General features: G+C 40.9%; 16 protein-coding genes. All 16 read left to right on the top strand.

The window, feature by feature from the left end; genetic code table 11:
• Positions 1-6: 6 nt before the first annotated feature.
• The 16 genes from atpF (at position 7) to ACVR1I_RS09440 (ending at position 14,060) form a co-directional block, all read left to right on the top strand.
• Positions 7-507, top strand: a complete 501-nt coding sequence (atpF, locus tag ACVR1I_RS09515) for a F0F1 ATP synthase subunit B (protein WP_447443789.1) — start codon at positions 7-9, stop codon at positions 505-507.
• Positions 507-1,040: a F0F1 ATP synthase subunit delta gene (locus ACVR1I_RS09510; protein ID WP_447443788.1), complete on the top strand. Its 534-nt coding sequence runs from the start codon at positions 507-509 to the stop codon at positions 1,038-1,040. The genes atpF and ACVR1I_RS09510 overlap by 1 nt, the downstream gene beginning before the upstream one ends.
• Before the next feature lie 19 nt (positions 1,041-1,059).
• Positions 1,060-2,565, top strand: a complete 1,506-nt coding sequence (atpA, locus tag ACVR1I_RS09505; protein WP_447443787.1) for a F0F1 ATP synthase subunit alpha — start codon at positions 1,060-1,062, stop codon at positions 2,563-2,565.
• A 14-nt stretch (positions 2,566-2,579) separates the two neighbouring features.
• Positions 2,580-3,455, top strand: a complete 876-nt coding sequence (locus ACVR1I_RS09500; RefSeq protein ID WP_447443786.1) for a F0F1 ATP synthase subunit gamma — start codon at positions 2,580-2,582, stop codon at positions 3,453-3,455.
• A 76-nt stretch (positions 3,456-3,531) separates the two neighbouring features.
• Complete coding sequence (gene atpD / locus ACVR1I_RS09495) at positions 3,532-4,938, top strand: F0F1 ATP synthase subunit beta (RefSeq protein WP_447443785.1); 1,407 nt, start codon at positions 3,532-3,534, stop codon at positions 4,936-4,938.
• Between the two features lie 9 nt (positions 4,939-4,947).
• Entirely contained in the window at positions 4,948-5,364 is a 417-nt protein-coding gene (locus ACVR1I_RS09490; protein WP_447443784.1) for a F0F1 ATP synthase subunit epsilon, read from the top strand.
• 61 nt (positions 5,365-5,425) lie between these two features.
• Positions 5,426-5,770 carry a DUF2200 domain-containing protein gene (locus ACVR1I_RS09485; protein ID WP_447443783.1) on the top strand — a complete coding sequence of 115 codons (345 nt, stop codon included), beginning with the start codon at positions 5,426-5,428 and terminating at the stop codon, positions 5,768-5,770.
• A gap of 123 nt (positions 5,771-5,893) precedes the next feature.
• A complete protein-coding gene (locus ACVR1I_RS09480) occupies positions 5,894-6,574 on the top strand; it encodes a cytochrome c biogenesis CcdA family protein (protein ID WP_447443782.1) in 681 nt (226 codons plus the stop codon).
• Positions 6,575-6,588: 14 nt separating this feature from the next.
• Positions 6,589-7,131, top strand: coding sequence for a TlpA family protein disulfide reductase (locus ACVR1I_RS09475; RefSeq protein ID WP_447443781.1), 543 nt, complete (start codon positions 6,589-6,591; stop codon positions 7,129-7,131).
• Positions 7,132-7,329: 198 nt separating this feature from the next.
• Positions 7,330-8,541: a phosphopentomutase gene (locus ACVR1I_RS09470; protein WP_447443780.1), complete on the top strand. Its 1,212-nt coding sequence runs from the start codon at positions 7,330-7,332 to the stop codon at positions 8,539-8,541.
• Positions 8,542-8,550: 9 nt separating this feature from the next.
• Positions 8,551-8,973, top strand: coding sequence for an arsenate reductase (glutaredoxin) (arsC, locus tag ACVR1I_RS09465; RefSeq protein WP_447443779.1), 423 nt, complete (start codon positions 8,551-8,553; stop codon positions 8,971-8,973).
• Positions 8,973-9,782, top strand: a complete 810-nt coding sequence (locus ACVR1I_RS09460; protein ID WP_447443778.1) for a purine-nucleoside phosphorylase — start codon at positions 8,973-8,975, stop codon at positions 9,780-9,782. The genes arsC and ACVR1I_RS09460 overlap by 1 nt, the downstream gene beginning before the upstream one ends.
• 60 nt (positions 9,783-9,842) lie before the next feature.
• The gene (locus tag ACVR1I_RS09455; RefSeq protein ID WP_447443777.1) at positions 9,843-10,007 is read left to right on the top strand and encodes a hypothetical protein; all 165 of its coding nucleotides are present in this window, start codon (positions 9,843-9,845) and stop codon (positions 10,005-10,007) included.
• A gap of 209 nt (positions 10,008-10,216) precedes the next feature.
• Entirely contained in the window at positions 10,217-10,924 is a 708-nt protein-coding gene (gene deoD / locus ACVR1I_RS09450; RefSeq protein ID WP_447443776.1) for a purine-nucleoside phosphorylase, read from the top strand.
• 1 nt (position 10,925) lies between these two features.
• The gene (locus ACVR1I_RS09445; RefSeq protein ID WP_447443775.1) at positions 10,926-11,651 is read left to right on the top strand and encodes a Gbs1250 family HEPN protein; all 726 of its coding nucleotides are present in this window, start codon (positions 10,926-10,928) and stop codon (positions 11,649-11,651) included.
• Positions 11,652-11,795: 144 nt separating this feature from the next.
• Entirely contained in the window at positions 11,796-14,060 is a 2,265-nt protein-coding gene (locus ACVR1I_RS09440) for a glycogen/starch/alpha-glucan phosphorylase (RefSeq protein WP_447443774.1), read from the top strand.
• Positions 14,061-14,096 lie beyond the last annotated feature (36 nt).

The following is a 14,096-nucleotide window of genomic DNA, read 5'->3' as shown; positions in this document are numbered from 1 at the left end:
ACAAACATGATAGCATTAAATGCAAGTAGTGCAATACTAGGAAACTTTATTTTAGTGACTGCATCTTTTTTGATTTTGCTTGTTTTAATTCGTGTTTTTGCTTGGAACAAAATCACAGGGATTTTTGAAGAGCGGGCTCAGAAGATTGCTGGTGAATTAGACGCTGCTGAAGCTCAACACCAAGCTGCCACTGATTTAGTGAAAGAAAAAGAGCTGGAATTGGCTAAAGGACGTCAAGAAGGCAAACGAATCGTTCAAGATGCGGTTGAACGCGCAAAAGTTGAAAAGAAACATATTGTTGATCAAGCAACTGTGGAAGCTAAAGCATTGAAAGAAAAAGCTAAATTGGAAATTGCTGCTGAAAAGAAAGAAGCGCAAGAGAATTTGAAGATTCAAGTCGCGAATTTAGCAGTTGACTTAGCTGGAAAAATCATCTTGACAGATTTATCAGAGGAAGATCACCGTCAATTGATCGACCGATACCTTGATAGATTAGGAGAAAGCTAATGAATATAAGAGAAAGTGCCTTGGCACACAAATATGCTCGAAACTTTGTTGAGGTCATCAGTGAACGTGAGGATATTTGGCATATTTTTGATGAATTGCAATCTTATGTTCAGATTATAAATGAAACTGGATTAAACCGCATGCTACATGATGCAACAGTGTCAAATACGGATAAGGAAGCCTTTATTCGGACCTTGAGACACTCTAGCTACCGTGCAGTAAACGATTTAATTGAATCCGTCATTCAAGGTGGCGAGTATAGTTTGCTAAGAGAAGTCCTTCAGGTTTCAATGAAGTTGATTAGCAAACAAAAAAATGAGTTTGATGCCTATGTATCAACTTTTCAAGCTCTAACGAAAGAGCAAAAAAGACGGATTCATGCCTTAGCGGAAAGTCGATTTGATGTTCGAATACGTCAAGTCATTGAAGAAATTGACAAAGAATTACTGGGTGGTTTTATTGTAACAGTAAATCATCGCGTAATTGATGCTAGTGTTCGTACACAATTAAACGACATTAGAAAAAAGCTTTAAAATAGAAAGTGGTGTTCTTTTGGTAATAAACACACAAGAAATTAGCGCTTTACTAAAACAACAAATAGATACTTATACACCTGATTTTGATTATACTGAAACAGGTGTTGTGACCTTTATTGGTGATGGAATTGCTCGTGCACAAGGTCTTGACAATGCCATGAGTGGTGAGTTACTGGTTTTTGAGAACGGTACAATTGGTATGGCCCAAAACTTGGAAACGGCAGATGTCGGTATTATCATTTTGGGTGAATTTTCAACGATTCGCGAAGGCTCCGTTGTCCGCCGTACAGGAAAAATTATGGAAGTACCAGTTGGATCTGCTTTGATTGGTCGGGTTATCAATCCTCTGGGTCAAGCAGTTGATGGACTGGGTGATATCCAAACCAATAAAACACGTCCGATTGAATACCCTGCTCCAGGTGTTATGCAACGGAAATCCGTTAGTGAACCCTTGCAGACAGGTTTGAAAGCCATTGATGCGCTTGTTCCGATTGGTCGTGGACAACGGGAATTGATTATTGGAGACCGTCAAACGGGTAAGACTTCTGTGGCGATTGATGCTATTTTGAACCAAAAAGGTCAAGATATGATCTGTATCTATGTCGCAATTGGTCAAAAAGAATCAACTGTTCGTGCCCAAGTTGAAACGCTCCGTCAATACGGTGCCCTAGACTATACCATTGTCGTAACGGCATCTGCCTCTCAACCGTCTCCTTTGCTCTTTTTAGCACCTTATGCTGGTGTTGCAATGGCCGAAGAGTTTATGTATGAAGGCAAGCACGTTCTGATTGTTTATGATGATTTATCAAAACAAGCGGTAGCCTACCGTGAACTGTCCTTGCTCCTTCGTCGTCCACCAGGACGTGAAGCATACCCAGGAGACGTTTTCTATCTGCACAGCCGGTTATTGGAGCGTTCTGCGAAAGTGTCCGATGAATTAGGAGGAGGCTCGATTACAGCTCTTCCATTTATAGAAACGCAAGCAGGAGATATTTCAGCCTATATTGCAACCAATGTGATTTCCATTACGGATGGACAGATTTTCTTGAAAGACGATTTGTTTAATTCGGGTATTCGTCCTGCCATTGATGCGGGGTCATCTGTATCGCGTGTTGGTGGTTCAGCGCAAATCAAGGCTATGAAAAAGGTAGCAGGAACGCTTCGGATTGACTTGGCATCTTACCGTGAATTAGAAGCCTTTACGCAATTTGGATCGGATTTGGATGCTGCAACTCAGGCTAAGTTAAACCGTGGACGTCGAACAGTGGAAGTATTGAAACAACCACTTCATAAGCCACTTCCAGTTGAAAAACAAGTCTTGATTTTGTATGCTTTGACAAATGGATTCTTGGATTCTGTACCGATTGATGATTTAGTCAATTTTGAGCAAGATTTGTATGCTTATTTTGACTTGCATCATGATTCTCTCTTAGACATTATTCGCACAACAAAAGATTTACCAGATGCCGAATTGATGAACGATGCGATTACAGAGTTCAAAGAGCAGTCTATCTACAAATAGTAAGGAAGTGACCAATGGCAGGTTCTCTCAATGAAATCAAAACAAAAATTGCATCGACAAAGAAAACCAGTCAGATAACAGGTGCCATGCAGATGGTTTCGGCTGCAAAATTAGCCAAGTCAGAACAATCTGCAAAAGCTTTTGAAATTTATGCACAAAAAGTTCGGGCTGTCACAACAGACTTGCTACGTGCTGAATTGATGAACGGTTCAACCAATCCCATGTTAATTCGACGTGAGGTTAAGAAAACAGGCTACATTGTGATTACATCCGATAGTGGATTAAAAGGAGCATACAATTCAACGATTCTGAAAGCCGTTATGGGAATGATTGAACAAGACCATGACCACCCAGATGAATATGAAATCATTGCAATTGGTGGAATGGGAGCGGATTTCTTCCGTGGACGTGGTATGACACCTATTTTTGAATTACGTGGGATTGCAGACAATCCAAGTTTCAATGAAGTTCAAAAAATCATTTCAAAATCGGTTGAAATGTATAAGAATGAGCTATTTGATGAGTTGTATGTCTGTTACAATCACCATGTCAACAGTCTGACTAGTCAGGTACGTGTTCAACAAATGTTGCCAATTGAAGATTTAGATCACAATGAGGCAGATGGTCATACGGCAACTTTTGAATTGGAACCAAGCAGAGATGCGATTTTAAATCAACTATTGCCTCAATATGCAGAATCGGTTATTTATGGTGCCATTTTAGATGCAAAAACAGCTGAGAATGCAGCGGGTATGACAGCCATGCAAACGGCAACAGACAATGCTAAAAATGTTATCAATGATTTGACGATTCAATACAACCGTGCTCGCCAAGCAGCCATTACCCAAGAAATTACAGAAATTGTTGCGGGAGCTTCGGCCTTGGATTAGTTGCGGGATGGAATGCAAAAAGCTGAGTCTCTACTGGGAACAGTAAGGCTCGATGATCTTAGAAGAAGGAGAAAAGATGAGTTCAGGCAAAATTACTCAGGTTGTCGGTCCTGTCGTTGATGTAGCCTTTGCTACTGATGGGAAACTACCAGAGATTAACAATGCGCTTGTTGTTTATAAGAACGATGAGACAAAACAGAAAGTTGTGCTTGAAGTTGCCTTGGAATTGGGAGACGGAGTTGTCCGCACCATTGCCATGGAATCAACAGACGGCTTGACTCGTGGTATGGAAGTTCTAGATACTGGTAAACCGATCTCAGTTCCTGTTGGAAAAGAAACGCTAGGTCGTGTCTTCAATGTGCTCGGCGATACCATTGATTTGGAAGCGGCTTTTCCAGAGGAAACAACTCGTGAGCCAATCCATAAAAAGGCCCCTACCTTTGACGAATTATCTACTTCAACTGAAATTCTAGAGACAGGTATTAAGGTTATTGACCTTTTAGCACCTTATCTAAAAGGTGGTAAGGTCGGATTATTTGGTGGTGCCGGTGTCGGAAAAACCGTCTTAATCCAAGAATTGATCCATAATATTGCCCAAGAACATGGTGGTATTTCTGTCTTTACAGGTGTTGGTGAACGGACACGTGAGGGGAATGACCTTTATTGGGAAATGAAGGAATCCGGTGTTATTGAAAAAACGGCCATGGTATTTGGCCAGATGAATGAGCCACCCGGTGCCCGTATGCGTGTTGCCTTGACAGGTTTGACCATTGCTGAATACTTCCGTGATGTGGAAGGACAAGATGTCTTACTCTTTATTGACAACATTTTCCGCTTTACCCAAGCTGGTTCTGAGGTTTCGGCTCTTCTTGGTCGGATGCCGTCAGCGGTTGGTTATCAGCCAACTCTTGCAACGGAAATGGGGCAATTACAGGAGCGGATTACATCGACTAAGAAAGGCTCTGTTACTTCTATTCAGGCCATTTATGTACCGGCCGATGACTATACAGATCCAGCCCCAGCAACAGCCTTTGCCCATTTGGATTCAACGACCAACTTGGAACGGAAATTAACCCAATTGGGGATTTATCCAGCTGTTGATCCACTTGCTTCCTCTTCTCGTGCCCTTGCACCAGAAATTGTCGGAGAAGAACATTATCAAGTAGCAATGGAAGTCAAACGTGTTCTCCAACGTTACCAAGAGCTACAAGATATCATTGCTATCCTTGGTATGGATGAGCTTTCTGATGATGAAAAGACCTTGGTAGGACGGGCTCGTCGGATTCAATTCTTCCTTTCACAAAACTTCAACGTAGCGGAACAGTTTACAGGACTACCAGGTTCTTATGTTCCCGTTGCTGAAACAGTAAAAGGATTCAAGGAAATTTTAGATGGCAAGCATGATACCTTACCGGAAGATGCTTTCCGAAATGTCGGATCGATTGAGGATGTGATTGCCAAAGCGGATAAGATGAAATTTTAGAGGTGGGCTATGGCACAAATGACTGTTCAAATTGTCACACCTGATGGAATTCGTTACGATCACCATGCAGCCTTTGTTCTGGTAAAGACGACGGAAGGCGAGCTGGGGATTTACCCTGGGCATATTGACTTGATTGCTGTTCTAGACATTGATGAAATAAAAGTTCGGCGTGTCGATGATGAAAATCATGTGGACTGGATTGCGGTGAATGGTGGGATTATTGAAATTTCGAAGGATTTTATCACCATCATTTCAGATTCAGCCGAACGAGCTCGTGATATTGATGTCAGTCGAGCAGAACGTGCGAAGTTGCGGGCAGAACGCCAAATGCAAGAGGCACAAAACACCCATAATGCAGATATGGAACGCCGGGCAAGCATTGCCTTGCAACGAGCACTCAATCGTATTCGGGTTGGGAATCGTTAAAAATCAGGTTAGCGAGTTTGCTAACCTTTTTTTCTTTTCCTGCGTATGCTATACTTTTACTATGAAAATAGTTAACATGTCTTTTGCCTCTGTTTATCCACTCTATATCCAAAAAGCAGAGCGAAAAAATCGTACTAAAGAAGAAGTAGATGAGTTGATTTTTTGGCTGACTGGCTATGATCAAGAGGCCTTAAAACAGGTTCTGGAAAATCAGCTAGATTTCAAGACTTTTTTTGAGAATGCTCCCTATTTTCAACCTAATGCTCATTTAATCAAAGGTGTCATTTGTGGGTATCGAGTAGAAGAAATTGAAGACCCACTCATGCAGAAAATCCGTTACTTAGATAAAATAATTGATGAGCTGGCTAGGGGGAAAGCTTTGGAGAAGATTAAGAGAAAGGCTTGAAGGAAAGAGTTTAGAGACTCTTTCCTTTTTTGAAAAAACAATAGAAAAGCGCTTGCAAAGAAAAGGAGCTTGTGTTAAAATAAACATAGATTGTATCTCTGTATTCATACAAAGGAGTCTTCTATGGGAAGTATGAAATTAGTGGCCTTGTTTCTAGAAGGTGCCTTAGCCTTTTTCTCGCCCTGTGTGCTGCCAATATTACCCATTTACTTAGGGATCTTAACCAACCAAGGTCAGGGGGAAGCAAAAAAGAAATATGCTTTAGCCAATACCTTGGCATTTGTCATTGGTATTTCGCTGACTTTCTTTCTTATGGCTTTTGCCACTAGTTTATTGAGCCGTTTCTTCGTACAACATTCAAAGGAGATCCGTCTTTTGAGTGGCTTACTCATTTGTACGATGGCAGCCTTTCAATTGGGCTGGTTAAAATTGGATTTTTTGTATAAGGAACGCAGTCTAAAAGAAAAAGTTTACCAAGGAGGAAAAGCGGTTGGACCGTGGCTTGCTCTGTTGATGGGCTTTACCTTTAGTTTTTCATGGACTCCTTGTATTGGCCCTATCTTAGCTTCTGTCTTTCTCTATGCTAGTACGCATCAAGGGTTATTTGGTGTCTTGATGATTTTCATTTATTGCCTGGGTTTTATTCTCCCTTTTCTGATCATTGCTTTATTTGCTGAGAAGTTGCTGGTTTATCTGCGTCAAAAGAGTCAGGTGATGCGGCACACAACTTTAGTGTCAGGTGTGGTTTTGCTCTTGATTGGGCTATCCATTTTATTTGGATTTTTTGATTACTTTGCTTATTAACAAGGAGGTTTTATATGAAAAAATGGTTATTGACTGCAATTGCACTGGTATTTTCTATTGTTTTAGTAGGCTGCGGTATGCGTGTTGATGAAGAAGCTGTTGATAAAATGGCGGGAACAGACGCCTATGCTTTTACACTGTATGATAAAGCAGGGCAGGAAGTTAAACTCAGTGATTTTGAAGGCAAAAAAGTTTATATCAATATTTGGGGAACCTGGTGCCCACCTTGTATGGCTGAGATCCCAGAATTAGAAAAAGTCTACCAATCGGTCAAAGACCAAGAAGACCTCATCTTTTTATCAGTCACACTTCCAAATGATAAGGATTTTAAAAATACAACTCGTGATAAGAATCGAAAAGAGATATTAGAAATTGCACAGGAAGAAGGCATTACCTATCCTGTTTTGTTTGATAAAAAAGATGATATGGCTTTACATTATGGCTTACAAGCTTTTCCAACCCATATCTTTATTGACAGTCAAGGAAAGATTGACCAAGTCTTGATGGGAAGTACCGATGCTGAAACCTTGAAAGAAATGTTGGGTGATTTGGAGTAGGCGTCTCATCAATTTGTTATGAAACAGAGCTAATAACTAGTTCTGTTTTTTACTTTTTGTCTGAAAACCGTTTTTGAAATCGGATTCATCATCTCTAGTTTTACCACCGTTTTTGTGTTATAATGGAATACGTAATTTTATTTTACAACTCTATAGGTTTTGGGTGCTAACCGTAACCACCCTAGATTAGGAGACAGTATGTCAACATTTGACCGTATACATTTGGTTGTTCTTGATTCAGTTGGAATTGGAGCAGCTCCAGATTCTGATCAGTTCTTCAATGAAGGCGTGCCAGATACGGGTTCAGATACCTTGGGTCATATTTCTGAAACAGTTGGTCTCTCGGTGCCAAATATGGCCAAAATTGGTCTTGGAAATATCCCTCGTGAAACACCTATAAAAACAGTTCCAAAGGCAGAACAGCCAACTGGTTATGTGACCAAGTTGGAAGAAGTATCGCTTGGAAAAGATACCATGACTGGTCACTGGGAAATTATGGGGCTGAATATCACAGAGCCATTTGATACATTCTGGAATGGTTTTCCTGAAGAAATCCTGACCAAAATTGAAGAGTTTTCAGGGCGTAAAATCATTCGTGAAGCCAATAAACCCTATTCTGGTACAGCCGTTATTGATGATTTTGGACCGCGTCAGATGGAGACAGGCGAGTTGATTGTTTACACATCTGCCGATCCGGTGTTGCAAATTGCGGCACATGAAGACATTATTCCCTTGGAAGAGCTCTACCGTATTTGTGAATATGCCCGCTCTATTACCTTAGAACGCCCAGCCCTCTTGGGACGGATTATTGCTCGTCCTTATGTAGGTCAGCCTGGCAACTTTACACGGACTTCTAACCGCCATGACTATGCTGTATCGCCTTTTGAGCCAACGGTTTTAAACAAATTAGCAGAAGCTGGAGTAGCGACATATTCTGTCGGCAAAATCAATGATATTTTCAATGGTTCAGGTATTACCAATGACATGGGTCACACAAAATCAAATGCCCACGGCGTCGAAAAATTGATTGAAACCCTGCAATTACCAGACTTTACAAAAGGTCTTTCTTTTACGAATTTGGTTGATTTTGATGCTGTTTATGGTCACCGCCGGAATCCAGAAGGCTACCGTGATTGCCTAGAAGAATTTGACAGTCAATTGCCAGATATTTTGAAACATCTGGGTGAGAAAGACTTGCTGATTATCACAGCAGACCATGGCAATGACCCAACTTATGCAGGTACAGACCACACGCGTGAATACATTCCAGTTTTGATGTATGGAAAATCTCTCAAAGGAAATGGTGTCTTGCCACAAGGTCATTTTGCAGATATTTCAGCAACCATTGCTGAAAACTTCGGCGTCGAAAAAGCCATGATTGGGGAGAGTTTCTTAAGCCAGCTGGTTTAAAAGGAGAAAATGACGAAAACTGTTACGATATACCACAGTCCAAAGTGTGGAACTTCTCGGAATGTTCTAGCCATGATTCGCTATGCGGGGATTGAGCCAGAAATTATTGAGTATTTAAAACAACCACCGTCTCGTGAGAGCTTGACTCAAATGATAACGGATATGGACATTTCTGTCAGAGAGGTCCTTCGGACCAACGTCCCTCCCTATGAACAGTTAGGATTGGAGAAATCGGATTTATCTGACGATGATTTGCTTGATGCCATGATGGCAGAGCCTATTTTAATCAATCGTCCGATTGTGGTGACCCCTCAAGGGACAAGGTTGTGCCGCCCATCAGAGAAGGTTTTAGAGATATTACCAGTAGATTTTCCCTACCCTTTTTCTAAGGAAGACGGACAGGTTGTTGAAGCAGAAGAAAAGGAGAAATAATGTCACTGATAACAAAAATTAACGAAACAAAAACATTTTTAGAAGAAAAAGGATTGCTGGCACCAGAATTTGGTTTGATTTTGGGATCTGGTCTAGGTGAATTGGCAGAAGAAGTGGAAAATGCCATTGTTTTGGACTATGCAGATATTCCAAACTGGGGGCAATCAACAGTGGTTGGCCATGCTGGGAAGTTGGTTTATGGAGATTTGGCTGGTCGTAAAGTCTTGGCATTACAAGGGCGTTTCCATTTCTATGAAGGAAATCCAATGGAGGTGGTGACCTTCCCAGTCCGTGTCATGAAGGCACTGGGGTGTCATAGTGTTTTGGTTACTAATGCAGCAGGTGGAATTGGATTTGGTCCAGGAACCTTGATGCTGATTAACGACCATATCAATATGACAGGGACAAATCCATTGATTGGTGAGAATCTAGATGAATTTGGACCTCGGTTCCCAGATATGTCTGATGCCTACACTAGATCGTATCGTGAGACAGCCCATGCAGTCGCTGCTAAATTGGGAGTAAGTTTGGAAGATGGTGTTTACCTTGGCTGTTCTGGTCCAACTTATGAAACGCCTGCTGAAATTCGTGCTTTCAAAGTTCTAGGAGCAGATGCGGTTGGTATGTCTACTGTTCCTGAAGTCATTATTGCAGCTCACTCTGGTATGAAGGTACTCGGTATTTCGGCTATTACCAACTTTGCTGCTGGTTTCCAAGCAGAGCTTAACCACGAAGAAGTGGTTGAAGTGACACAGCGTATCAAAGAAGATTTTAAAGGCCTTATCAAAGCGATTTTGGCAGAGTTGTAGGATAGAACTTGTTCAACACTTCATATCGATAGCCAGTGTATGTTTTGGAAAGGAGATAAGATGCATCTAAAAATTTCTTTAAGATCGCTCTATCTATTTGCTAGTATTTGCTCAAGTATTGCCAGTATTGCTTTTTTTCTAGGAAAGAATGGAAAAATGGCTGTGATGACTCTTATCGTTGCAGTTATCTGGCTTTATTTTTTCAGTAAAGAAAAACAAGATTAAAACGATTAGTGGACTGCTTTGCTTAATAAAATGTTCACCTTATAGAAGTCTATTGATATTAAAAAAGGTAGATTTCCGTGTTCAGTGGTCTGAACACGGAGCTATCCTGATTATAAATTCATAACAGAAAGGAATTGCCTTGATTAAAATCCTTATGAAGCATTCTGATAGTTTCAAAACGGATTTGTGACAGGCTTGGTATCTTATTGATGTCTATTCATATTTCCGCCGCAAAAGGCGATATTGCTGATAAAATTTTACTTCCTGGAGATCCTCTGCGGGCTAAATTCATCGCAGAGAATTTCCTTGAAGATGCGGTTTGCTTCAATGAAGTCCGCAACATGTTTGGTTACACAGGAACGTATAAGGGAGAGCGTGTATCTGTTATGGGAACGGGTATGGGAATGCCATCGATTTCCATCTATGCGCGTGAGTTGATTGTAGATTATGGCGTGAAAAAACTCATCCGTGTGGGAACTGCTGGATCCATCGATCCAAATGTTCATGTACGTGAGTTGGTATTGGCACAAGCTGCCGCAACAAACTCTAACATTATTCGCAATGACTTCCCTGAATTTGATTTTCCACAAATTGCAGACTTTACATTGTTGGATAAAGCCTACCACATTGCAAAAGAAATGGGCTTGACAACGCATGTTGGTTCAGTCTTGTCATCGGATGTTTTCTATTCCAATATGCCGGAACGCAATATGAAGTTGGGTGAGTTGGGTGTTAAAGCAATTGAGATGGAAGCTGCAGCGCTTTATTACCTTGCAGCTCAACATGGTGTACAAGCTCTCGGAATCATGACCATTTCAGACAGTCTTATTCATCCAGAAGAAGACACCACAGCTGAAGAGCGTCAAAATACTTTCACAGATATGATGAAAGTTGGACTAGAAACGTTGATTGGCTAATATGAAAGCAGAAGAACAGCAACAACTGCTTCTGTTGATTGACTTGTATGAATACGGCATTGCTTATCGCTTTGCCCAAACAATCCAGCATTGTCCTAAGGACATGCTGGATTTGCTCTATCTTTTGAAAGAAAGACGGGAGCTTGATATAAGGCCAGCTCAAGAAGCAGGCCTCGTGATGAACCAAGAAGAATCAGCAGAGCAAATTGCCAATTACATCTTGGATTTGCAGGTAAAATTTAAGAAAAATCAGTTGATTGATTTTGTGCGTGCCGTATCGCCTGTTTTGTATCGAATATTTTTACGAATCCTTTACATGGAAATTCCAAATCTCAAAGATTACATTTACGATTCCAAAGACCAATCCTATGATGAATGGATCTGGGATGCTTTGGCCAATTCGTCCAACGAAGTCCTGCAAACCTTTCGGTCTGGTCGAAATGTAACATCCAGTAGTCTTGTTCAATTGATTCAGTTATTACCCTATTCTCAACAAATAAAAGAGGATAGTCTTCAACTGCGTGACTTTGAACGCTCGGTTCGCAATCCCTTAGCACACTTGATTAAACCCTTTGATGAAACAGAATTGAGACGGACAACCAATTTTTCATCCAAAGTATTTCTAGAAACCTTGATTCGTCTAGCTAGAACAGCGGGTGTCAACTACCCAGCTCCCTTCTATTTTGATCAGATGAATGATCGGTTGAAAACGATGTTAACAAAATAGTGCGATACGTTTCAGTAGAAAAGAGCAAGAGCCGAACGGCCCTTGCTTTTTTAGTGATTGAATTTGTAAAAACTATGTAAATAAGGTATAATAGATAGGGAACGTCTGAAAACGTTTTTATAAAAATATTTATGGAGAATTCGATTGATTAATTTACAAAATTTTGTGCAAGCGATGTACGCAAAGCGTATTGAGGATTGTACGGATACAGAACTATATTATGCCTTGTTGGCTTTTACCAAGCAACGCAGTGAAGCCAAATGCACCAATGAACAAAAGAAAAAGGTTTACTACATTTCTGCAGAATTTTTGATTGGAAAACTCTTGTCCAACAATTTAATCAACCTTGGACTCTATGATGAAGTCAAGGAGCAGCTGGTTGCAACTGGAAAAGATCTAATCGCTATTGAAGAAATGGAGATGGAGCCCTCTCTTGGCAATGGTGGTCTAGGACGTCTTGCGGCTTGTTTCTTGGATTCCATTGCGAGTCTTGGAATGAACGGAGACGGTGTTGGTCTAAACTATCACTTTGGTCTTTTCCGTCAATTGTTTGAATATCATCAGCAATCTGCTGTACCAAATGAATGGATTACACCACGCTCTTGGTTGACAGAATCACCTATTTCCTACCAAGTTCCTTTTGCTGATTTTACTCTGACATCGAAATTGTACGATATTGATGTGCCAGGATACAAAACAGAGCGGAAAAACCGTTTGCGCCTCTTTGATTTGGCTTCTGTTGATGACAACATCATTTATGATGGAATTGAGTTTGACAAAGAAGACATTTTCCGTAATTTGACTCTTTTCCTTTATCCAGACGATTCAACTGACCAAGGTAAGGTTTTGCGGATTTTCCAACAATACTTTATGGTTTCCAATGCCGCTCAACTGTTGATTGATGAGGCGATTGCCAAAGGCTCTAATCTCCATGATTTGGCAGACTATGCGGTTGTTCAAATCAACGATACCCATCCTTCACTTGTGATTCCTGAATTGATTCGACTTCTGGAATTACGTGGCATCTCCTTTGATGAAGCAGTGGATATTGTCAAGAGCATGACAGCTTATACCAACCATACTATTTTGGCAGAGGCCTTGGAAAAATGGCCTTTGGAATTCTTGAACCGTGTCGTACCTCATTTGGTACCATTTATCGAAGAATTGGATCGTCGGGCTAAAGCTATTCAGAATGATCCTGCAGTAAATATCATTGATGAAAATGGCCGTGTTCACATGGCCCATATGGACATTCACTATGGTTATTCCATCAATGGTGTGGCAGCACTTCATACAGAGATTTTGAAAACATCAGAGCTCAAACCATTCTATGATTTGTACCCTGAAAAATTCAATAACAAAACCAACGGGATTACCTTCCGTCGCTGGCTCATGCATGCCAACCCAAGTTTGGCTAGCTACCTGGATGAATTGATTGGTCATGGCTACCACCATGATGCATCTGAATTGGAAGAGTTGTTGAAATTTAAGGCTGATAAAGCCTTAAAAGAAAAATTAGAAGATATCAAACAGCACAACAAACGCAAATTGCAACGCCATATTGCCAAAACACAAGGTGTTGAAGTTAATGTAGATTCGATTTTCGATGTTCAGATCAAACGATTCCACGAATACAAGCGCCAGCAAATGAACATGTTGTATGTCATTCATAAGTATTTGGACATCAAGGCCGGAAATATTCCAGCTCGTCCATTGACAGTTTTCTTTGCGGGTAAAGCTGCTCCAGCCTACACTGCAGCCCAGGACATTATTCACTTTATTTTGGTTATGTCACAAGTTATCAAACACGATCCAGAAGTGAGCCCACACTTGCAACTGGTCATGATTGAAAACTACAATGTAACAGAAGCTAGTTTCATCATTCCGGCAGCCGATATTTCAGAGCAGATTTCTTTGGCTTCCAAAGAAGCTTCTGGTACAGGGAATATGAAATTCATGCTGAATGGTGCCTTGACCCTTGGAACAGATGACGGAGCTAATGTTGAAATTCATGAATTGGTCGGGGATGAGAATATCTACATCTTCGGTAAAGATAGCCAAACGGTCATTGACCACTACGCAAATGGCAGCTACCACCCATATGCCTTTTACGAGCGGGATACCATTCGTCCATTGATTGACTTTATCACCAGTGATGTGATCCGTGCCGAAGGTGGTATTGATGAGCGTCTCTGGAGATTGCAGGACAACCTCAAGCACAATGATCACTTCATGACCCTGCTTGACTTGGAAGAATACATTGTGACCAAGGAAAAAATGTTGGCGGATTACGAAGACCGTGATGCTTGGTTGGACAAAGTCATTGTCAATATTGCCAAAGCTGGTTTCTTCTCAAGTGACCGTACCATCTCCCAATACAATGAAGACATTTGGCATTTAGAAGCCTAATGGTGAAGAAAGCTAGAATCATCTAGCTTTTTTCTA

Source organism: Streptococcus cameli (genome assembly GCF_053207365.1).
The sequence above is the reverse complement of the archived record's forward strand: the minus strand, read 5'-3'. Positions and strand labels throughout refer to the sequence as shown.